This is a genomic window from Frisingicoccus sp. (assembly GCA_016298055.1).
Taxonomy (GTDB): domain Bacteria; phylum Bacillota; class Clostridia; order Lachnospirales; family Lachnospiraceae; genus Frisingicoccus.
Genome location: JAEDDO010000020.1, coordinates 1 through 21,436, shown reverse-complemented (window position 1 = coordinate 21,436; position 21,436 = coordinate 1). Strand labels below are relative to the sequence as shown.

Genomic DNA, 21,436 nt, shown 5'->3' with positions numbered 1-21,436 from the left:
CATCAACAATACTTGGAAAAGCATCTTTCATAATCTGATTGACGACCTCACCCAATTCCGTAACATAAAGATTTTTATTCTCCTTCGCCACATACCTGCGGGCAATGATCGTTGTGATGGTCGGCGCATAGGTACTCGGCCGTCCGATACCAAGTTCTTCCAGTGTCTTTACAAGGGAGGCCTCTGTAAAATGAGCCGGAGGCTGGGTAAAATGCTGCTTACTTATATATTCATTAAAAGAAAGCTCACTCTCCTCTGTCAGTTTTTTCAGAAGGACATTCGCTTCCACTTTATCATCTGTATGCTTATACACAGACATAAAACCTTCAAACTTAATTTTGGATGCTGTTACTGTAAAGATATATCCGTTACAATTGATCTTAACATTTGTCGTTGAATAGACAGCATCCGACATACGGCTGGCAACAAAACGGCTCCAGATCAGCTGATATAAACGGAACTGATCTCTTGAGAGGGATTCTTTGAGTCTCGTCGGTGTCAATTCACTGTTCGAAGGACGAATCGCCTCATGAGCATCCTGAATCTTTCCGTTATTCTTCACACTCTTAACCTGTCCGGTCACATAATCCGGACCGTAAGCTTCACCGATATACTTTCTTACAGCTTCATCCGCCTCATCAGAAATACGTGTGGAATCGGTTCTCAGATAAGTTATGAGACCGACGGTGCCATTCCCTTTAATATCCACACCTTCATACAGCTGCTGGGCAATACGCATTGTTTTCTGTGTTGAAAAATTCAAAAGTTTTGATGCTTCCTGCTGCAGTGTACTCGTTGTAAAAGGCAGCGGCGGTTTCTTCGATCGCTCTCCGTTTTTAATATCGTAAATTTTGTATGGCTGACCTTCAAGTTCCGCAAGAATATGTTCCAGCTGCTCCTTCGACCGAATATCTATCTTTTCCTTTTCTTTTCCATAGAACTTTGCTGTCAGAGGCTTTTTTTCTCCTTTGACATTCAAAAGCACTTCTAAGGTCCAGTATTCCTCAGGAATAAAAGAGTCGATCTCCTGCTCTCTGTCACAGATGATACGTAGTGCGACAGACTGTACACGGCCTGCACTCAATCCTCGCTTAACCTTTGCCCACAGCAGCGGACTGATCTTATATCCCACCATACGGTCCAGCATACGCCGCGCCTGCTGGGCATCCACCAGATCCATATCAATCTTTCTCGCCTGCTTGATTGAAGCTTTTACTGCTGACTTTGTAATCTCATTAAATGTAATACGATGCACCTGTTTATCCTCAAGTTTTAATGCCTGAGCAAGATGCCATGAAATTGCCTCTCCCTCACGGTCCGGGTCAGTCGCAAGATAAACTTTATCTGCCTTTTTCACTTCTTTACGAAGCATGGCCAGAATATCTCCCTTCCCCCGGATAGTGATATATTTCGGTTCAAAGTCATTCTCTATATCAATTCCCAATTGGCTTTTTGGCAGATCACGCACATGTCCATTGGATGCAACAACCATATAATTGGCTCCAAGGAATTTATTAATGGTTTTGGCTTTCGCAGGTGATTCCACAATAACCAAATATTTTGCCATAATACCCTCCACTATCTTCTCTCTATTATCAGTCACGTCTGTATATAGAATGAAAGACCGGGAAGGGTTCAATGACTTCCCGTTCCTATAATCTGACAACGTACTGATTCTGACCCATTGAGCGTATCTTTCCTTCAAGCTCCAGATTCGTCAGAATTCGAATCGTTTCTTTCAATGAAAGACCGCAATCTGCTGAAATTGTATCAACGTCTTTTGGGTTTAAACGTAAACTAGCATACACCAATTGTTCTGAATTATCAAGAGTAAGTTTCATTTTTTCATCAAAGCCCTTCTTTTCCTTAAGGTTTACAGGGTAATCTTCAAGTATATCTTCCGGCCGGAATACAAGCTTGGCGCCGTTTTGTATCAGTTCATGACAGCCTGCACTCAAAGAACTCTGAAAAGATCCGGGAAGCGCATAAATGTTCTTCCCCTGCTCCAGTCCCATATCCGCTGTAATCAAAGATCCGCTTCGCGATCTCGCTTCAATAACCAGCACCCCGTCGGACAAACCGCTGATGATCCGGTTCCTCATAGGAAAATGCCATGCCTTCGGAGGAACGTCCATCGTATATTCACTTATAATGCCTCCGCACCGTTTCATCTGCTCAAAAATCGGATAGTTTTCTCTCGGATAGCAGATATTCAGACCGCATCCGAGAACACCCCATGTGAGACCGCCGCCTTCCAGAGCTCCCCTGTGAGATTCACCGTCAATTCCTCTCGCCAGACCACTGATCACACCGATTCCCTGCTTTGCCAGTTCTCTTCCGAAATATCTGGCCGCTTCAAGCCCATAACCTCCCGCTTCTCTGGCACCGACAATCGCTATCATCGGCTGATTTTTCTCAGGCATCCGTCCGTAATAAAACAGTCCGGCAGGCACATCATAAATATGTTTTAACTTTTCCGGAAATCCGTCATCGACCCGGCTCAAAAATCTTCCCCCTGATCTTTCAAGCCTGTCAATACTCCTCTTAAGTGCCTCTTCGTCCTTTTCCTCATCGGAACAAAGCCTGTCGCATATCTTTTTCGAAATCCCCTTTACCTGTTCATATTGGGAATTTCTTCCATAATAAATATTCTTCGCTGTTTTAAAATAGCCCAACAATTTATCAATGGACCGGACACCAAGCCAGTCTCTGCTGCACAGCCAGAACCAGCATTCTCTTTCTGTCAATTCCATATCCCACCTCCGTAATCTTCATCCGGAAGACGGTAAGAAACCGCTTCTGCAAGCTGTGCGGCCCCAATCTGATCAAAGCCATCCAGATCACTGATCGTCCGGGCTACCTTTAAGATCTTCTGATAGATCCGTGCCGAAAAATGATAATGTTCATAAGCCTTTGCCATAAAAGACTGGCCCGCTTCATCCAGTTTGCAAAAACACTCTGTCATCCCCGAATTCATCTCGCTGTTGTACCGGATATCCATATCCTTAAAACGTTCTTCCTGACGCAGATAAGCCTGTGCTATCCGCTCTCTCATACAGTTGCTGTCTTCTGATACAGTATCCTCCGACAGATGACGATAATCAACTCTCGAAATATGTACACACAGATCCATGCGCTCCCGGACTGGACCGCTGATTTTTGACATATAACTGTGAATCTGCGAAGCGGTGCACCTGCATCGTTCCCTGTCCGGATAATAACCGCATCTGCAGGGATTCATCGCCCCTACGATCAAAGGATGCGCCGGAAAACAGTAATCCCCCCGGACTCTGTGTAAAAATACCTCCCCTGTCTCCAGAGGCTCTCTGAGTGACTCTAATGTACCTCTCGAAAACTCACCGAATTCATCAAGAAATAAAATTCCCCCGTGAGCCAGACTCACTTCTCCCGGCACCGGTATCGCTCCGCCCCCGATCATTCCCTTATCCGACAAGGTGTGATGAGGTCTTCGAAAAGGTCTTGACTGCATAAGACCGCTTCCCGGCTTTAGTTTACCGGCGGCACTGTGGATCTTTGTCACCATCAGCTGTTCCTCCCGACTCATCGGAGGCAATATGTAAGGCATCCGCTCGGCCATCATCGTTTTACCGCTCCCCGGAGGCCCGATCATTAAAAGATGGTGATGCCCCGCCGCACTGATCTGAATACATCGTTTTGCCATCTCCTGCCCACGTATATCCCCAAAATCCGGCGCATAAATAACCGATTCTTCCGCATGATGCTCCTGCCTGAACACTTCCACCTCTTTGCGTCCCTGAAGATGAAGAATCATCTCCTGAAGTGAACGTATACCGTACACCTTCATCTCATGGATCAAAACAGCCTCTCCCGCATTATCCACAGGGACAAAGCACTGTTTAAATCCACATTCCAAAGCCCGGCTCACCATGGACAGGATACCCTTGACCGGCACAAGCTTTCCGCTCAGCCCCAGTTCACCGATAAATATACTGTTTTCCAAAAATTCCGGATTCATCTGCTCGACACAGCAAAGAAGTGCAACTGCAATTGGAAGGTCAAACCCTGTGCCTGCCTTTCTGAAATCAGCAGGCGATAAATTAACAACATAACGCTTCGGCGGCAGTCCGTAACCCGAATTACGAAGTGCCGTATAAATACGGGGAGCGGATTCCCGTACCTCGCCGGAAACCTCTCCGACGATATGAAAAGACGGAAGACCATTGCTCAAATCTGCCTCCACCTGAACAATTCGTCCGTCAATTCCCACACAGGAGGCTGTATATACTTTACAAAACATTCTTCTTTTCCTTTCCAACGAAAGGCAATACCTGTTTTTATTTTACATCCTCATAACTTTTTTTCAATCCAAATGTTTCGACTTTTTTCTTGACCGGGGTAAATACCCCCGATATAATAGACCATAACGTTTATAGAACATTTTAAAAGGAGAAGACAGATTATGAAAGCAGTCATTCAAAGAGTTACTCGCGGAAAAGTAACGATCGAGGGAAAGGTTCACGGAGAAATCGGCCGCGGTTTTGTCGTTTTACTCGGTGTTGCAAAAGATGACACAAAAGAAGACATGGATTATCTTGTCAAAAAAATTTCCGGTCTGAGAGTTTTCGAAGACGCTGAAGGTAAGATGAATCTTGGCCTTAGAGATGTAAACGGTGAACTTCTCATCATTTCCCAGTTTACTCTTTTTGCCAATACAAAAAAAGGTAATCGGCCGAGTTTTGTGGATGCAGGACTCCCTGAACCTTCCAAGGCCTTTTATCTTGAATTTATTCAGGCTTTCCGTTCCCTTGGATTTAACGTGGGTGAAGGGGAATTCGGTGCGGATATGGCTGTTGAACTGGTCAATGACGGACCTGTGACCATTATTATTGACTCAAAAAATCGCTGACTAAAAAAGGTCACATATTTCCATGAAAACATGAAAATATATGACCTTTTGCTATTTGTCCCTTGACATTATGTGATACCTTCATATTTTTCCTTGGCATCACAATATTTTTTTTATCTCATCCATAAATGTATTCACATCTTTAAACTCTCTGTACACGGAAGCAAAGCGAACATAGGCAACCGCGTCCAGATCTTTAAGCCGGTTCATCACGATCTCACCGATTTCCTGTGCCGGTATCTCCCGCTCTTCCCGATTAAAAATCTCTGTCTCTACCTCATCCACAAGCCGATTGATCTGATCCGCTGAAATCGGCCGCTTATGACAGGACCGAAGGATGCCTGACACAATTTTCTGACGATCATAAGGCTCTCGATTATTATCTTTCTTTATAACAATCAAAGGAATAGTTTCTACTTTTTCATAAGTCGTAAATCGTTTCTTACAGCCATTACACTGTCTGCGGCGACGAATAGAACTTCCATCCTCAGCCGGGCGTGAATCAATGACTTTCGAATCAGTCTCTCCGCAAAATGGACACTTCATTTTTTTATCCTCCTCATTAAATTTATTATAATAGAGGAAAAAAAAGCGGTCAACCATTTTTCTCCAAAAAGTCAGTAAAATCAAGGCTTACAGCCCTCAGTCGGGCGTGTGATCTCCTCCATACAGACATCAACGAGAATTATATCCGCTCCAATTTGCCGGACACACTTCCACCCGATAATATATTCTGTATCTCTTCCGAGAAGACCACACCATTTTCCCTGTCCCGGAACAATCAACTGGCATATCATGCCTGTTTTCGGATCAAACTCCACATCCGCCACAAAACCGATCCGCTGACAATCCTTTATATTGATTACCTCTTTTTGACGAAGCTCACAGATGCGCATGTCCGACTCCCTTAAATATCCTTACTTTATTCTATGCAAGGCCGATGACTCATGTGACATCACCGTAAGCCGCCTCCACATAATCCTTTAATGCGTCCGGATTCACAATGATCTGAGCGCCGCGCACGCCTGCGCTGACTGCAATCTCATCATAAAGCATGGCAGTTTCGTCAAACCATGTCGGATATTTCTTTTTCATGCCTACCGGTGAACATCCACCGCGGATATATCCTGTAAGGCCAAGAAGCTCTTTAACATGGGTCATTTCTATTTTCTTATCTCCTGAAATCTTTGCCGCTTTTTTAAGATCCAGTTCCATCATAACAGGTATACAAAATACCATAATTCCTTTTTTCTCTCCGCGAACGACCAGTGTCTTAAAAATCTGATCTTCCGGAAGGCTCACCTGGGATGCCACATGGGCACCGCTTAAATGCTCCTCATCAAATTCATAGGTCTCCACACGAAACGGAATACCCGCCTGCTCCAAAAGACGCATGGCATTTGTCTTTGTTTTATCTGTCTCTTTCTTTTTTGCCATCCTTTCATCTTCCCTTTCTCTTGCATTACCTCATAAATTATACTATAATCTTTCTCATAATTCCAGTGAGGTGTTCATATGAAATTCAGACCATGTATTGATATACACAACGGTAAAGTTAAACAGATCGTCGGAGGAAGTTTAAAAGATGAGGGTGATCAGGCTGATGAAAATTTTGTATCCGCCCAGGATGCTGCCTGGTATGCCCGTCTCTACTCCAAAGATCATATTCAGGGAGGCCATATCATTCTTCTGAATCCGGAATCTTCCGAATATTATAAGGCAGATTGTGAGCAGGCCCTGAAAGCACTCGCTGCCTATCCGGGCGGACTACAGATCGGAGGCGGCATCCATTCAGGAAATGCCCGGGCTTTTCTCGACGCAGGTGCCTCTCACGTTATCGTCACATCCTATGTGTTTAAAGACGGACATATCCATTTTGACCGGTTAAAAGCCCTTTCTGAGCAGATTGGCAAAGAACATCTTGTCCTCGATGTCAGCTGCAGAAAAAAAGGCAATGATTATTATATCGTCACAGACCGCTGGCAGAAATTTACTTCCGAAAAAATGGACCTTGAAACACTTGACCGTCTCGTTCCCTACTGTGATGAATTTTTAATTCATGCGGTTGATGTGGAAGGAAAAGCTTCCGGAATTGAAAAAGACCTTGCGGCAATGCTGGGTGATTTTACAAAATGTCCGGTGACCTATGCCGGAGGTGTGGGTTCTTTCGAAGATCTTCGCCTTTTAAAGGAACTTGGAAAAGACCGGATCAATGTCACCATCGGAAGTGCTCTTGATCTTTTCGGAGGACCTATTCCCTATGAACGTGTAAAAAATCTCGGAACCAATCAGGAAGGTGCATTATGATCGAACTTAAAGATGTCATGCCTATCTCCTTTTTAAAAAAAGAAGCTTTCACAGGCAGCTATAAAGGCATGCGTTACCGCATGGCCAAGAAAGAAGTTCCTCTTTCTGAAAACTCTGAAGAAAAACAGACTGTCCTCTCTGTTTTTATCTGGCCCCAGCCTTTTTGTTTTGACAAAACAGAGGACAGTAAAAAAACAGAAAAACTTTTTGATTTCTCTCCGGAGGGCATAGAAGAAGCGGTCGCATGGCTCAACAATATGCATATAAGTGAAAAAAAACGCTGGACAAAAGATTAGAATCTTTGTCCAGCCTTTTCTTTTTATTTATGCTTTTTTCAACACAGCCTCTATCGAAGCTTTCACAATCGCTAACCCTTCCTTAAGGACTTCATCTTCGATCGTAAGCGGAGGCATCAGTTTCAATACCCCGTCCTTACGTCCGGCAACTTCCATAATGATATGTCTGTCAAAACCTTCATGTACAGCTTCAAGCGCAAATGCCGGATTTATCTTTCCGAAATCAATTCCCCACATAAGTCCCATACCTCTGTAAGAAAGTCTGGAATCCAACGGAAGAATCTCCTCTTCAATATATCTTGCTACAATCTTTTCTTTTCTCTTCACTTCGTCATCCAGATGATGGTCAACAAAATAGTTAATTCCCGCAGTTCCTCCGACAAAAGATAACTGATTACCGCGGAATGTACCATTATGCTCTGCCGGTCTGAAAATATCCAGTTCCGGACGCATCAGTAAAAGTGCCATCGGCATACCGAAACCGCTGATCGATTTAGATAAAATGATCATATCCGGCTGAATGTCTGCTCTCTCAAAGGAGAAAAATGTGCCCGTACGTCCATTCCCTACCTGAATATCATCACATACCATGAGAATATCGTTCTCTGTACAGATTCTACGAATCTCCCGGAGCCATTCAACACTGGCCACATTAATTCCGCCCTCTGCCTGGACCGTCTCAAGGAAAATAGCTGCCGGCTTATCTACACCGGAATGATCATCCTCTAAAATCCATTTGAGATAGGCAATGGAATCCAGTGTACCGTCATAAGGTGCAAAAGTTACATGTCCAAGCGGAACACACGCACCTTCTCTGCTTGTTCTGTCTGTTGTCATGGATAAGCTTCCCATCGTCATTCCGTGAAATGCTCCGGAAAATGCGATAACTCCGGATCTTCCCGTGTTCTTTCGCACCAGTTTCAATGCGGCTTCAATGGCATTCGTTCCGGTAGGACCACAACACATGACTTTATAATTCATATTTCTCGGCTCAAGAATCTTCTCTTTAAATGTCTGTAAAAACTCTTCCTTCGCCTGAGTATACATATCCAGAGCATTGATAATATGATCTTCGCTCAGATATTCCACAATCTTTGCTTTAATCTCCGGGTTATTATGTCCATAATTCATAGAACCGGCAACAGCCAGAAAATCAATATATCGTTCACCTTCAACCGAAAAAATCTCAGCATTCTTAGCTTTGCTGAACTCTACTGGGTATTTTCTGCAATAAGATCTTACTTCTGATTCAGTGCTTTCAAAAACTTCAAACATTATGTGATTTTTTCCTCCATTCATTTTTCAGTTGTCTATCACAAACCATCATGTCTTATTATACCCCTTATCTCATCGAAGTCAATTTATTTTTGGTTACTGCTGAAGATAGGTTCGCATATTTTTCAGAGCGTTTTTCTCAATTCTTGAAATCTGGGCCTGAGAAATAGCTAATTCGGCGGCTACCTCCATCTGGGTTTTTCCCTCAAAAAAACGCATATCAATAATTTTACGTTCTCTGTCCCCAAGCCGTTCAATCGCATCCCGAAGTGCGATATTTTCTACCCAGGAGGCTTCTGTATTTTTTGTATCCTTCACCTGATCCATGATACAAAGCTTATCACCGCCCTCCGAATAGACCGGTTCATACAAAGACATAGGGCTCTGTATGGCATCCATGGCAAACACCACATCTTCTTTACTGATACCGATCTCCCCGGCTACTTCCATAACCGAAGGCTCTCTGTTATTTTGTTTAATAAAAGCTTCCCTGGCATAGATGGCTTTGTATGCGGTATCTCTTAAAGACCGGCTGACCCGGATACTGTTATTATCTCTGAGATACCTCCGGATCTCACCAATGATCATAGGAACCGCATAGGTTGAAAATTTAACCCCCTGATTCAGATCAAAATTGTCAATAGCCTTCATCAGACCGATACACCCTACCTGAAACAGATCATCCGGATTTTCATTCGTATTGGAAAATCGTTTAATGACACTGAGTACGAGTCGAAGATTTCCCCGGATATACTCTTCTTTTGCCGCCGCGTCTCCCGACTTTATACGTAAAAGCAAAGCTTCCTTCTCCTCCTCCTTCAGGAGAGGAAGCTTTGACGTATTTACGCCGCATATTTCAACCTTACCCTGAGCCATAATCAGAATCCTCCTTACTACACTTACATTGTCATTGAAGTACAGTAAAGATTTTTCACATTCTGATTTTCTATTATACAGGATTTTACAAAATAAAAAAATTATTGGGGCTTGACAAACAGGACTTTCTCAACTCATCCGGTTCATTTCCTTCTTCAGACGAAGAATAATTTTTTTCTCAAGCCGTGATATATATGACTGAGAAATTCCCAAAAGATCCGCAACTTCCTTTTGTGTACGGTCATAGCCGTCCTTCGTATTTATCCCAAAACGAAGTTTGATGATCGTCTGTTCTCTTGGAGACAGACAACGGATCGCTTTATTCAGAAGCATCCTGTTAACTTCCCCTTCGATGCCTTTATAAATAACATCCTCATCGGTTCCCAGAATATCTGATAAAAGCAGTTCATTGCCATCCCAGTCCACATTAAGAGGTTCGTCAATGGATACTTCCATACGGGTCTTGTTATTTCTCCTCAAATACATTAAAATCTCATTTTCAATACATCGGGATGCATACGTCGCCAGTTTAATATTTTTATCCGGATTGAAGGAATTGATCGCTTTTATAAGACCAATTGTCCCGATAGATATTAAATCCTCCACGCCGACACCCGTATTATCAAACTTTCTCGCAATATACACAACAAGCCGTAAATTATGTTCGATCAGCACCTCACGGCCATCCTTCTCTCTCTCCGTTCCCAGCATCCGAATGGCCTCTGCTTCTTCCTCATTTTCCAGCGGAACCGGCAGTACATCCGCACCGCCTATATAAAAAATGTCACCCCCGTTTTGTCTTGAATAATTTTGAGAATGACGCCGCATTCCATACCGGAATTTTGCCGGTACTATCGCATTACATATCATATTCTGCTCCTTCCGCACACATTACTTTTCAGAATATCCGGATGCATAATGGCATTATATTCTCCCATGGAACTGATCTTCCCGGGATAAATTCCAATAATGCATCCATGTCTCTTGATTTTTCGCCTCTGATTTTGAAAAATCAGCTTATCCGCTGTAACTCCCCATAAAATTCCATGCTCTTTTCCGATGGAATGATACGGAATAGGACGAACATAATAATGCCCGTCTCTGCCAGTCAGACAATGCTTCAAGCTCTCATATTCCACGAGACAGACCGGTTTTCCTGTAAAGGGTTCATATAAACGATTACCCGTATCTACAAGTGCTTTGACCATGATATGCTGTCTGTTCATAAAAATATGAAGGCTGCCTCTGTAATTTTTTATTGAATATTCCTTTGCAATATGAGTGTGAAAGAAAATGAACCGGCACAGACTTCCTAATAAAAAGAATGTACCGCATAAGAGAATCTGGTGGTGAACAGATTTTATCGAATGCGCACGTGAGAAAGAAACATGTGAATCACTAACGGTTTCCCATCACCTCCTGCATATGATTGTCCCCATTATACTCCGACGTTGAAAAATATTTTGTCAAACGGTTGACGGATTTACATAAAAGTTTTCAACATTTTTTTCTTTTAATAAAAGGAAAAAAAGCACCCTCCGAATTCTCCTGAACTCGGAAGATGCTCCTGCCTTTTGATTCAATTTATTATTTCTTCTGTAAGAAACTTGGAATCTGGATCGTACCTGTTCCAACTGTTGTTTCTTTCTTTGTGATCGGTGTTCTCTGTACCGGTGCAGCTGTTTTGAATGAAGGCTGCGGATTGCTGTTAAATGCCGGACGTTCGTTCGCTTTCTTCATAAATGTAGAAGTCTGGCTTGCGCTTTCCTGTGCTTCAAGTCCTGTAGCAATAACTGTGATGGAACATGAATCCGGTGTGCTTTCATCATACATAGCACCAAAGATAATATTTGCAGATTCTCCTGCAAGTTCTTCAACATACATAGCTGCTTCATTCGCCTCAATAAGTCCGATATCACCGGAGATATTGATAACGATATCTGTTGCACCCTCAATTGTTGTTTCAAGAAGCGGGCTTGTTGTTGCCTGCTTAACCGCATCAAGTGCTTTGTCATCGCCATGACCTTCACCGATACCGATATGTGCAATACCCTTATCCTTCATAACTGTCTGGATATCTGCAAAGTCAAGATTGATCAGTCCAGGAACATTGATCAGGTCTGTGATACCCTGTACACCCTGCTGTAAAACTTCATCTGCTTTCTTTAAAGCATCCGGCATGGATGTACGTCTGTCAACGATCTCAAGTAATTTATCATTCGGAATAATGATCAGTGTATCTACATTCTCTTTAAGATTCTCGATACCTGCATTTGCATTCACCATTCTCTGTTTTGCTTCAAAACGGAAAGGCTTTGTTACAACGCCGACTGTGAGACATCCAAGGCTCTTGGCAATTCCTGCAACGACAGGAGCCGCACCTGTTCCTGTTCCGCCGCCCATACCGCATGTGACAAAAACCATATCTGCACCTTTGATCAGTTCTGTCAGTTCATCAACGCTTTCTTCGGCAGCCTTTGCGCCTACTTCCGGTTTTGCTCCCGCGCCAAGACCCTTTGTCAACTTTTCGCCAATCTGTACAAGCTGATTCGCCTTACATAACTGTAAAGCCTGTCTATCTGTATTTACGCCAATGAATTCCACACCGACAATATTCTCCTCGATCATACGATTTACTGCATTATTTCCGGCACCGCCAACGCCGATAACCAAAATTTTGGCTGCTGCATCCATTTCATTTGTTTTTATCTCAAGCAAGGTAGTTCCTCCTTTTAATATTAATCTTTTTCTCAATTTGCATTATCATATTATATAATATAGTTTTTCACAAAAATAATCAACCGTTTATTTTAATTTTCTTTTGTAAAAACAATAGAATTTTTCGTAGAATCATAGTTCTCTAAATGTAATATTCCTTTGATTTGTTCCGTTTCCACCATGCTTTGAAGTTCCGGAAGAATATTAGCCATCTCCACCGCTTTCTCTTCAAGCAGAACCGGGGTTCCAAATCCCACCCGAATATTATCATTTATGTAGACTGTAAATTTCCCATTTTTATCGATTTCTATCTTTTGTGCCTTTATATTATGGTCTATAAGCAGCTGACATAGTTCTATAATTCCCTTATATGTGGTCTCATTCTCTATGGAAATCTTCTGTTCGATTTCCATATTTTCCAGCGAAATACCTTCGATGACCGCTACGGTGTCTTTTGGATCAGACAAAATTTCCTGTATGATCCCATTGTCATCAAAATAACAATAGCTCCTTCCCTGTCTGAGGCATCCGATAATATTTGTTTCAAACACTTCAATACAGATCATATTGCGGTTCTCAACTTTAACCTGGATCTTTTCCAGAAAAGGAACATCTTCTGTTTTGTATCTGAAATATTTCAGATAGCATAACAATGTATTGGGCATATTTTCCGGAAAATTCATCAATGCTTTTACTTCATCTTCACTATAGGTTTTATTACCGATGATTCGGACATCCTCCAGTTTAAAACCATAGACAATGCCTGTAAAAGCTCCCACAAGAAGGATGAATATAACAACCGCCAGTTTCCGCCCGCGATGTGACTTTGCCGGCTTATCTTCACTTCTGTGAGATCTTTTCCATGCTTCCTCCTCATCTTCATCTTCGTATTCCGACTCTTCATATTCTTCTAATTCTTCTAGCTCTTCAAATTCCTCAAATTCCGTAAAATCTTCATCCTGATAATAATTTTTATCCACGGTATATCCACCTATTTTCCTTCAATCACTTTAATTTTTGCTCCAAGCCCAGTCAAATCTTTGCATATATCCTGATAACCACGCTCTATAAAGATGGAGTTTTCTACGATACTATCACCTTCTGCCATAAGGCCGGCAATCACTAATGCTGCTCCGCCCCGCAAATCCTTTGCATATACGTGGCCGGCTTTTAACTTCGCAACGCCCCGGATGACGGCCCTGTTATTTTTTATTTGTATATCCGCCCCCATTTTATTCAGTTCTTCTGCAGTTCCAAATCGATTTTCAAAAACATGTTCAAAAATCCTGCTCTCACCGACAGCCTTTGTAAGGACTGCCATAAGCTGAGACTGAAGATCTGTAGGAAAACCCGGAAATGGCTGGGTATGAATATCCTCAATTGAAAACAGTCTTCGGGATGATCTCAGACAGATTCCCCGATCTGTCAGACGAATCTCACATCCCATCTTTTCACATATTTGAAGCAGGCAGTGTATATGTTCTTCCTTCACACCGCATACCTCAATTTCTCCGCCGGCTCCCGCAGCGGCGAGCAAATATGTGCCGGCAACAATTCGATCGCCCATTACCTGATACTCCGTATCACATAAAGGACACTTTCCTAAAATACCAATACGCTCTGTGCCCGCACCAATGATACGGACACCCATACGTTTCAGAAACTCTGCCAGATCCACAATTTCCGGCTCACGGGCCGCATTGTGAATCCAGGTCACACCTTCGGCTTTAACAGCCGCCATCATAATATTCTCTGTAGCACCCACACTCGGATAAGGCAATTGGATTTCTTCTCCGGACAAAACTTTCGTGTCACAATATATCTGCCCTTCCTGTTCCTGTATATGTACACCCATCCGGCTAAGAGCTTTCAAATGTATATCCACCGGACGTGCACCAATCGTACATCCTCCCGGATAATCCAGAGAAAACTGAGCGCATCTGCCAACCATAGCTCCGAGGAGCAAAATGGATGACCGCATCTTTCCGATACACTCTTTTGCCAGCTTTGACGCATCGATATCCGATGCATCGATCCACACTGTACTTCCATCGATGAAAATGCTGCATCCAATGCTCTTCAATACTTCCAGCATATACCGAACATCCAGAATCCATGGACATTCACGGATTACTGTGGTTCCCCGGTGCAGCAAAGACGCTGCAATGATCGGAAGCGCTGCATTCTTGGATCCTTGAATTTTCACAGTCCCCTTCAGTTTTTCTCCGCCGGATATGAAATATGATGCCACATCAATACCTCCGCACACAAACTATAACACATTGTATGCAGAAATTTTCAAAATGTTTCCCTGTCAGGACTCGGGACCAAATCGGATACTTCGCGAGACGCTCAGCACAAGTCCGATTTCACACAATAGAAAGGTTACAGACGTACCTCCATAACTTATGAAGGGCAATGTAACTCCGGTATTTGGCAATGTATTTGTTACAACGCCGATATTAATGCAGGCCTGAAGGCCGATCTGGGCCATAACACCGATCACGATCAGTGCCGAATATAAATCCGGTGCACTGTTTGCAATCATCATACACCGCCACATCAGTAATATAAAGAGAAGAATAATGGCAATAGCACCAAAGAGTCCCAGCTCTTCACAGATAATCGAAAAAATCATATCATTATGTGCTTCCGGCACATAAGAAAGCTTCTGCACACTCCGTCCAAGTCCCTTTCCAAAGACTCCGCCGGAGCCGATCGCATACAAAGCCTGGCGGGTCTGATAACCATATTCGGATGTTTCCACATGAAGCCATGCATCAATTCGGTCCATACGATAGGCCGCCACCTTCAAAAAGACGGCGACAAGACCAATACCCGCCAAAATGACCCCGCCGAATATTTTATACTGATTACTTGCTACAAAAATAATAATAAAAGCAATTCCAAGCAGAATAATTCCTGTACTCAGATTGGATACCGTAACAAGAACGATCATCGGAAGCGTAAGTGCAAAACATTTAACAACACCTCGCCAGTTTTTCAGCTGATTAACACTCTGACTGGCAACATGCGCCAGAAAAACAATCAGTACCGCTTTAGCGATCTCCGATGGCTGGAATCTGAGAGGTCCGATTTCGATCCATCGTTTCTGTCCATGGCTGGCTGCACCGTAAACGAGCACGATGGCCAAAAGAATATTCATACCGATATAGGCAATAAAAGTAAAGCGTTTCCAGAAATTATACGGAATACGACTGATAAAGATCATTCCTGTAAATCCCAGAAGTGCAAACATTCCCTGACGCTTCAAATAATAAAAGGAATCACCTTCATTGACAATCTGCGAATTATAAGCACTGGTACTATAAATCATTACAAGTCCAAAGCATACAAGGAAAATAACAATAAACAAAAGGCTGTAGTCAAAATATTTTTCTGTCTTTACTCTTTTGCGCTTCTTTTTTTGTCCACTTACTGTCCTGTTCTGTGACATGCAAACACCTCAGTTTCCGCTTGGCTCTCAGTCCGCAAATTTGTTGACAAGTTCTTTAAAAATTCTGCCGCGTTCTTCATAGCTTTTAAACATATCCCAGCTTGCACATGCCGGTGACAAAAGAACAGCATCACCGTTCTCAGCCTTATCTATACAAAGGCGAACAGCCTGCTCAAAACTCTCTGCTCGTATAATATTTTCGAAGCCATGGCGTCTTGCACACGCTTCAATCTTATCTGCTGTTTCTCCGATCAAGACAAGTAAACGTACTTTTCCGTCAAAAGTTTCGATCCACTCATCATAAGTACTTTCTTTATCATATCCACCGCCAATGAGAATCGTCGGCCGGACCATCGCCTGAACGGCTTTAATTGCCGCATCCGGATTGGTTCCCTTAGAATCATTGTAATAGCAGACACCCTTCTTCTCTGTGACAAACTCGATCCGGTGTTCAACACCCATAAAGGATGTGATCGTCTTACGAATCGTATCCACAGGAACACCAAGGCACTCGGCCATAGCGGCCGCAGCCATCACATTTTCCATATTGTGAAGTCCGAGAAGCTTCAATTCATCTGATGTACAGATAACATCTTCATGACCGTTTTTCGCCCGATAAATCTTCTTATCATGGAAATAAAAACCTTCTTTGAGCACCTGAGTGCCTGAAAAATAAATGACCTGAGGAACTGCTTTTTCTCCGATGTCCCGCGTCAGCGGATCATCATAATTCAATATCACATAATCCTCTGATGTCTGATTTTTCATAATATTCTTTTTTGCCTCAACATAACCTTCCATCGTATGATGACGATTCAGATGATCCGGAGTCAGATTTAAAATAGCACTCACTCTCGGATGAAAAGCATCAATGGTCTCCAGCTGAAAACTGGAAGTCTCCGCAACAATATAAGCTTCATCTGTTGTATCCATAGCCACACCTGTATACGCTGTACCGATGTTGCCCACCACATAAACTTCCTTGTAATAATTTTTAAGGATTTCCCCGACAAGAGTCGTTGTCGTTGTTTTTCCATTTGTTCCTGTAATCGCAGCAATCGTTCCTTTTGCGAACTGATCCGCCAGTTCAAGTTCGCCCCAGATGATCACTCCGGCCTCCCGGATTCGATTAACAAATTCAGCATCTGTCGGAATTCCCGGACTTAAAACAGCAATGTCCAGTGTCCGTATCACTTCATCTGTCAACGCTCCGATAATAATAGAAACTTCACGTGAGTTTTTCGGAAGTTTTTCACGCACACCTTCTTCTGTGAGTTTTTCATTTCCATCATAAAGAATGATGTCAGCATCTGTTTTTAACAACAAACCGGCCGCACCGATGCCGCTGATTCCTGTTCCGGCAACAAGTACCCTTTTATTCTTCAAATCCATATGTATTTTCCTCCTGTTTATCTACAATACATAACTAAAGTGCTAAAAATCCAATAAGACATAAAATGGCTGTTATAATAGAGAAAACAGCAACAACTTTTGTTTCCGGCCATCCGCACAATTCAAAATGATGGTGGATCGGAGCCATTTTAAAGAACCGTTTTCCTCCTGTCTTCTTAAAATAAGTTACCTGAATGATAACAGAAATAACCTCTACCAGATATATGAGTCCGAAGATCATAATGAAAATCTGCATATTCATCATACTTGCCGTTGCCGCAACAAAACCACCAAGAGCAAGAGAACCTGTATCTCCCATAAACACCTTTGCCGGATACACATTAAACAGCAAAAATCCAAGAAGACTTCCTGCTACAGCTGAAGTGATCGGTGACAGACCGCTGTTCACGCCAATCGCAACAACGGTGAGAAATACTGCAACAAGCACGGTTACACTGGAAAGAAGTCCGTCAAGACCATCTGTAAAGTTTGTTCCGTTAACTGTTCCAAGAAAAACAATAAACATAAAAATAACAAACAGCCATCCCGGAAGATGAATATAAAATCCATTCTCAAAGCCGCCTGTAAAAGGAATGAGAATTCCTGTTCCCACATCAGTAAAATTCATCAGATAATAGACAAACACACCGGCAATAATGAACTGTCCCGCCATTTTCTGCAGCGGTGTCAATCCAAGATTTCTTTTTTTCACGACTTTAATATAATCATCCATAAATCCAACAATACCAAAACCAAGTGTGGCAAAGGCCACCGGAATAATTGCCGGATAATCCTTCATATAAATCAAAGATGTCACAATAACACTGACAATAAAGATCACACCACCCATTGTAGGTGTTCCGGATTTTTTCTGATGCGCAGCCGGCCCTTCATCACGAATAAACTGTCCGAATTTCAGTTTATGAAGAAACGGAATAACTACAGGGCACAAAACGGCACTGATTATAAATGCAATAAGTGCTGGTAAGACAATTGTATATTTCATAATTACACCTCTCGTTTAATTCTTTCGTATTCTGTCCAAATTCAAGATTATAATACCTTATGTATATATTGTAAAGCGTTTCAGGATAATTTGCCCTTCTCTGTGTCTTCCGGGATTTCTTTCTCTTCCGGAAACAGATAAGGCAGTACCATCTCAAATATTTCACTCATGACCGGAGCAGCTATTGTTCCGCCATAGTAGGTACCGACCGGCTCATCGATCAATATAATTCCTATGATCTGCGGATTTTCCACCGGTGAAAATCCTATAAAAGATGCGATATATTTACCGGAGCCTCTCGGCAGTTTCTGGGAGGTTGCTGTCTTTCCACCTACCTGATAACCTGTGACCTGACCATTTTTTCCGGTTCCCTCAGATACAACCAGACCAAGAAGTTTTTTCATTGTCTCCGATGTCTCCGGCAGGATGGCACCTGATTTTACAGGATATTCAAACACTCTTTGTTTATTGCCGCGGACATCTGTCGTATACACGCCAAAATGGGGCGTCACAAGATTCCCTCCGTTAATCACTGCACTGACAGCTCTCAAAAGCTGAAGGGGTGTAATCTGAAAAGACTGACCAAAGGAAATCGTCGCCAGCTCAACGGCACCCACATTTTCAATTTTATGCATGATAGATCCAGCTTCTCCGGGAAGATCCACTCCCGTCTTCTCAAAGAGACCAAGTTTCCTAAAATACTCATACATGCCTTCGATGCCCACCCGTGCTCCCACATCCATAAAAACCGGATTGCAGGAATTCATAAATCCCTGTGTGAATGTCTCACTTCCGTGGCCGCCTGCCTTATGACATCGTATCCTCCGATCCGCAACAACACGAAATCCGGGACAGGAAAAAGTATCATTTAATCCAACCACCTTCTTTTCGAGGGCTGCCGTTGCCGTAATGATCTTAAATGTCGATCCCGGTTCATATGTATCATTAATACAGCCGTTCCGCCACATCTGATTGAGCAGGTCCTGCGTATTCACTGCATCATCCGACTCCGTATTTAATGTAAAAGGTTCATTCAGATCAAACTCCGGAACGTTCACCATTGCATAGAGCTCACCATTCTGGGGATTCATCAGAATCACCGATACACTTTTCGCCTGCTTTTGTAACATCACCTTCTCTGCAATTTGTGTAACATAGGCCTGAATATTATAATCCAGACTTATATGAAGGCTTTCACCCATAACCGGATCGATACGGGTTTCTGCACTGTTTTTAACTTCAATCCCACGGACATCCGTTGTTGTGAGAATTTTTCCTTCTTTTCCCTGAAGATAATCATCATATTTAACTTCAAGCCCTATGATTCCCTGGTTATCTCCTCCGGTAAATCCCAGAATTTTCGCCCCCAGAGAATCATAAGGGTAATAGCGGGCATAATCTTCATCAACCATGACGCCATCCAGCTTATAACTTCGAATCAGATCACCGGTCTCCTTCGGAACATTCGAACAGATCCGTTCAATTGAGGATACTTTTTCTACCCTTTTACGCACAGTCTCTGCATCCATATCAAGTACCTTTGACAATGTCTGTATGACTTTTTCAGGTTCTTTGATCTGATTATGGATGACAGAAATTGTACATACCGATTTATTAGTAGCCAGAGCCACACCGTTACGGTCATAGATAATTCCCCGTTCTGCTTTAATGACTCTTTCTCTCTCATGAAGATCATCTGCCCGCTCTTTATAATATTCTGAGCGATTTACCATAATATACCACATACGGAATAGTAGAATGATAAACAAAAAAATAATGATCAGAAGCGTAACAAGCATCTTTTTTCTCTGATAAACTCTTATCTTCACAAAATCACTCTGAAAATATTTTGTATACTATATTCTTTCTAATCCATCTTTATTCCGTTCTTCTCCATAAATTCAGCCACATCATCCCAGTAATATTCGCCTGTCACGTCATCATATCCATCCGAATCTTCATCTGTCCACTGACTCTGGAATTCAATCAGTTTTTCATAATCTTCATCCGTCATATCATCATCGTCATCGTCGTCATCATCACCGCTCTCATCGGTTCCTGACGGAGATTCCGGATCACCGTTGCCCCAGGCATAATTTTCTTTTATAGTGACATCTTCTCCTTCAGGGAAAATCTGAAGATAAGGAAGAACTTCACTCAAAATATCACCAGCCATCTTTGTCGGCGTACCGCTGTCTTCCTGATTATCTTTTAATTCATCAATAACAACATACACAACGACCTGCGGATCTTCAACCGGTGCAAAACCGATAAAAGAAACCACATATTTGCCCGTACCACGCGGTACCTTTTCCGCAGTACCTGTTTTACCGCCGATCGTATAACCTTCGACCCGGGCTGCCGTACCTGTTGTAAATGATCCATCATCCGCAACCGTCTGATGCATAGCTTCTTTTAACCAGTCACAAGTATCCTCGGAAAGCGTATTTCTCACCAGCACCTTATCAATCGACTTTACCACGTGTCCGCTTTCTGTCGTGATCTCTTTTACTACATGGGGCTGATAATAATTACCTCCATTTATAATGGAAGAAAATGCTGCGACCATCTGTACCATCGTCAGGTTAAATCCCTGACCGAATGCACTGGTTGCAAGCTCAAATCGTCCCATCGTTTCTTCATTAAAAATGAGGCTCTCAGCTCCCGCTTCACCCGGAAGATCAATACCCGTCTTCTGTCCAAAACCATATAAATGATGATATTTAAGCATATCGGTTATACCCAACTTAGCCCCGATCTGCATCAATGCATCATTGCAAGACCACATAATCGCTTCCTGAAGACTTGTTGTTCCATGGCCATAAACATTATCGCAGGCAATATGCTGCATTCCTGCCCCATCAAAAAGTTCTTCACCGCCATCACACATAAATACATCTGATGTGGATACTTTGCTTTCATCCAGTGCTGCACCGATTGTCAGCGGTTTTACTGTGGAACCGGGTTCATAGGTATCACTGACACAGAAATTACGCCAGAGCTTATTATATAATTCCACAATTTCCGCATCGGACAATGCCTCTATTTCTTCTTCTGTATAAAAAGCAGTCAGATCCCTCGGTTTATTCAGATTAAAGGTTGGCGCCTCCGCCATAGCAAGTATTTCTCCATTATTTGGATTGGCTACAATAACTCCTATATTATTACACTCACGCTCAGCTAAAAGCTGATTGACATATTTCTCCGCGATTCTCTGAATA

The 21,436-nt window shown here is 42.7% G+C and carries 21 protein-coding genes; 3 read left to right on the top strand and 18 right to left on the bottom strand.

The genetic code is table 11. The features are described 5' to 3' along the window. The 3 genes from topA to QZZ35_RS03330 all read right to left on the bottom strand — a co-directional run. Positions 1-1,567 (bottom strand): type I DNA topoisomerase (gene topA / locus QZZ35_RS03340; protein ID WP_291236153.1); only part of this gene is annotated, 1,567 nt, incomplete at its 3' end. 85 nt (positions 1,568-1,652) lie between these two features. Beyond that, entirely contained in the window at positions 1,653-2,753 is a 1,101-nt protein-coding gene (dprA, locus tag QZZ35_RS03335) for a DNA-processing protein DprA (protein ID WP_291236152.1), read from the bottom strand. Continuing rightward, positions 2,744-4,279 (bottom strand): YifB family Mg chelatase-like AAA ATPase, encoded by a 1,536-nt coding sequence (locus QZZ35_RS03330; RefSeq protein ID WP_291236151.1) that lies wholly within the window; start codon positions 4,277-4,279, stop codon positions 2,744-2,746. The genes dprA and QZZ35_RS03330 overlap by 10 nt, the downstream gene beginning before the upstream one ends. 162 nt (positions 4,280-4,441) lie before the next feature. On the opposite strand from QZZ35_RS03330, the gene dtd reads away from it, so the two are divergent. Next, positions 4,442-4,888: a D-aminoacyl-tRNA deacylase gene (dtd, locus tag QZZ35_RS03325; protein ID WP_291236150.1), complete on the top strand. Its 447-nt coding sequence runs from the start codon at positions 4,442-4,444 to the stop codon at positions 4,886-4,888. A 99-nt stretch (positions 4,889-4,987) separates the two neighbouring features. On the opposite strand, the gene nrdR is transcribed toward dtd, so the two are convergent. The 3 genes from nrdR to ybaK all read right to left on the bottom strand — a co-directional run bounded on the left by nrdR (position 4,988) and on the right by ybaK (position 6,325). Beyond that, positions 4,988-5,434, bottom strand: coding sequence for a transcriptional regulator NrdR (nrdR, locus tag QZZ35_RS03320; RefSeq protein WP_291236149.1), 447 nt, complete (start codon positions 5,432-5,434; stop codon positions 4,988-4,990). Positions 5,435-5,514: 80 nt separating this feature from the next. Continuing rightward, positions 5,515-5,784, bottom strand: coding sequence for a YlmC/YmxH family sporulation protein (locus tag QZZ35_RS03315; RefSeq protein WP_291234793.1), 270 nt, complete (start codon positions 5,782-5,784; stop codon positions 5,515-5,517). Between the two features lie 49 nt (positions 5,785-5,833). After that, complete coding sequence (ybaK, locus tag QZZ35_RS03310; RefSeq protein WP_291234792.1) at positions 5,834-6,325, bottom strand: Cys-tRNA(Pro) deacylase; 492 nt, start codon at positions 6,323-6,325, stop codon at positions 5,834-5,836. Positions 6,326-6,403: 78 nt separating this feature from the next. Between ybaK and hisA the strand changes: the two genes are divergently transcribed. Then, positions 6,404-7,195: a phosphoribosylformimino-5-aminoimidazole carboxamide ribotide isomerase gene (gene hisA, locus QZZ35_RS03305; protein WP_291236148.1), complete on the top strand. Its 792-nt coding sequence runs from the start codon at positions 6,404-6,406 to the stop codon at positions 7,193-7,195. Further along, positions 7,192-7,491, top strand: coding sequence for a hypothetical protein (locus QZZ35_RS03300; RefSeq protein ID WP_291236147.1), 300 nt, complete (start codon positions 7,192-7,194; stop codon positions 7,489-7,491). Before hisA ends, QZZ35_RS03300 begins: the two co-directional genes overlap by 4 nt. Before the next feature lie 27 nt (positions 7,492-7,518). On the opposite strand, the gene ectB is transcribed toward QZZ35_RS03300, so the two are convergent. From ectB to QZZ35_RS03240, 12 genes are all read right to left on the bottom strand, one after another. Beyond that, on the bottom strand, positions 7,519-8,766 hold the full coding sequence (gene ectB / locus QZZ35_RS03295; RefSeq protein WP_291236146.1) for a diaminobutyrate--2-oxoglutarate transaminase: 1,248 nt from the start codon (positions 8,764-8,766) through the stop codon (positions 7,519-7,521). A 96-nt stretch (positions 8,767-8,862) separates the two neighbouring features. Then, entirely contained in the window at positions 8,863-9,642 is a 780-nt protein-coding gene (gene sigG, locus QZZ35_RS03290) for an RNA polymerase sporulation sigma factor SigG (protein WP_291236145.1), read from the bottom strand. A gap of 129 nt (positions 9,643-9,771) precedes the next feature. Next, on the bottom strand, positions 9,772-10,512 hold the full coding sequence (sigE, locus tag QZZ35_RS03285; RefSeq protein ID WP_291236144.1) for an RNA polymerase sporulation sigma factor SigE: 741 nt from the start codon (positions 10,510-10,512) through the stop codon (positions 9,772-9,774). Next, positions 10,509-10,985, bottom strand: coding sequence for a sigma-E processing peptidase SpoIIGA (locus QZZ35_RS03280; protein ID WP_291236154.1), 477 nt, complete (start codon positions 10,983-10,985; stop codon positions 10,509-10,511). The genes sigE and QZZ35_RS03280 overlap by 4 nt, the downstream gene beginning before the upstream one ends. A gap of 244 nt (positions 10,986-11,229) precedes the next feature. Further along, positions 11,230-12,360: a cell division protein FtsZ gene (ftsZ, locus tag QZZ35_RS03275; protein WP_291234786.1), complete on the bottom strand. Its 1,131-nt coding sequence runs from the start codon at positions 12,358-12,360 to the stop codon at positions 11,230-11,232. 92 nt (positions 12,361-12,452) lie between these two features. Then, complete coding sequence (locus QZZ35_RS03270) at positions 12,453-13,340, bottom strand: cell division protein FtsQ/DivIB (RefSeq protein ID WP_291236143.1); 888 nt, start codon at positions 13,338-13,340, stop codon at positions 12,453-12,455. An 11-nt stretch (positions 13,341-13,351) separates the two neighbouring features. Next, the gene (gene murA, locus QZZ35_RS03265; RefSeq protein ID WP_291236142.1) at positions 13,352-14,611 is read right to left on the bottom strand and encodes a UDP-N-acetylglucosamine 1-carboxyvinyltransferase; all 1,260 of its coding nucleotides are present in this window, start codon (positions 14,609-14,611) and stop codon (positions 13,352-13,354) included. A 63-nt stretch (positions 14,612-14,674) separates the two neighbouring features. Next, positions 14,675-15,817 carry a putative lipid II flippase FtsW gene (ftsW, locus tag QZZ35_RS03260; protein WP_291236141.1) on the bottom strand — a complete coding sequence of 381 codons (1,143 nt, stop codon included), beginning with the start codon at positions 15,815-15,817 and terminating at the stop codon, positions 14,675-14,677. Between the two features lie 27 nt (positions 15,818-15,844). Next, a complete protein-coding gene (murD, locus tag QZZ35_RS03255; protein ID WP_291236140.1) occupies positions 15,845-17,209 on the bottom strand; it encodes a UDP-N-acetylmuramoyl-L-alanine--D-glutamate ligase in 1,365 nt (454 codons plus the stop codon). A 34-nt stretch (positions 17,210-17,243) separates the two neighbouring features. Continuing rightward, positions 17,244-18,215: a phospho-N-acetylmuramoyl-pentapeptide-transferase gene (gene mraY, locus QZZ35_RS03250; protein WP_291233837.1), complete on the bottom strand. Its 972-nt coding sequence runs from the start codon at positions 18,213-18,215 to the stop codon at positions 17,244-17,246. A gap of 80 nt (positions 18,216-18,295) precedes the next feature. Continuing rightward, positions 18,296-20,044 (bottom strand): peptidoglycan D,D-transpeptidase FtsI family protein, encoded by a 1,749-nt coding sequence (locus QZZ35_RS03245; protein WP_291236139.1) that lies wholly within the window; start codon positions 20,042-20,044, stop codon positions 18,296-18,298. A 38-nt stretch (positions 20,045-20,082) separates the two neighbouring features. Beyond that, the coding region (locus QZZ35_RS03240) for a peptidoglycan D,D-transpeptidase FtsI family protein (RefSeq protein WP_291236138.1) at positions 20,083-21,436 on the bottom strand (1,354 nt) is incomplete at its 5' end.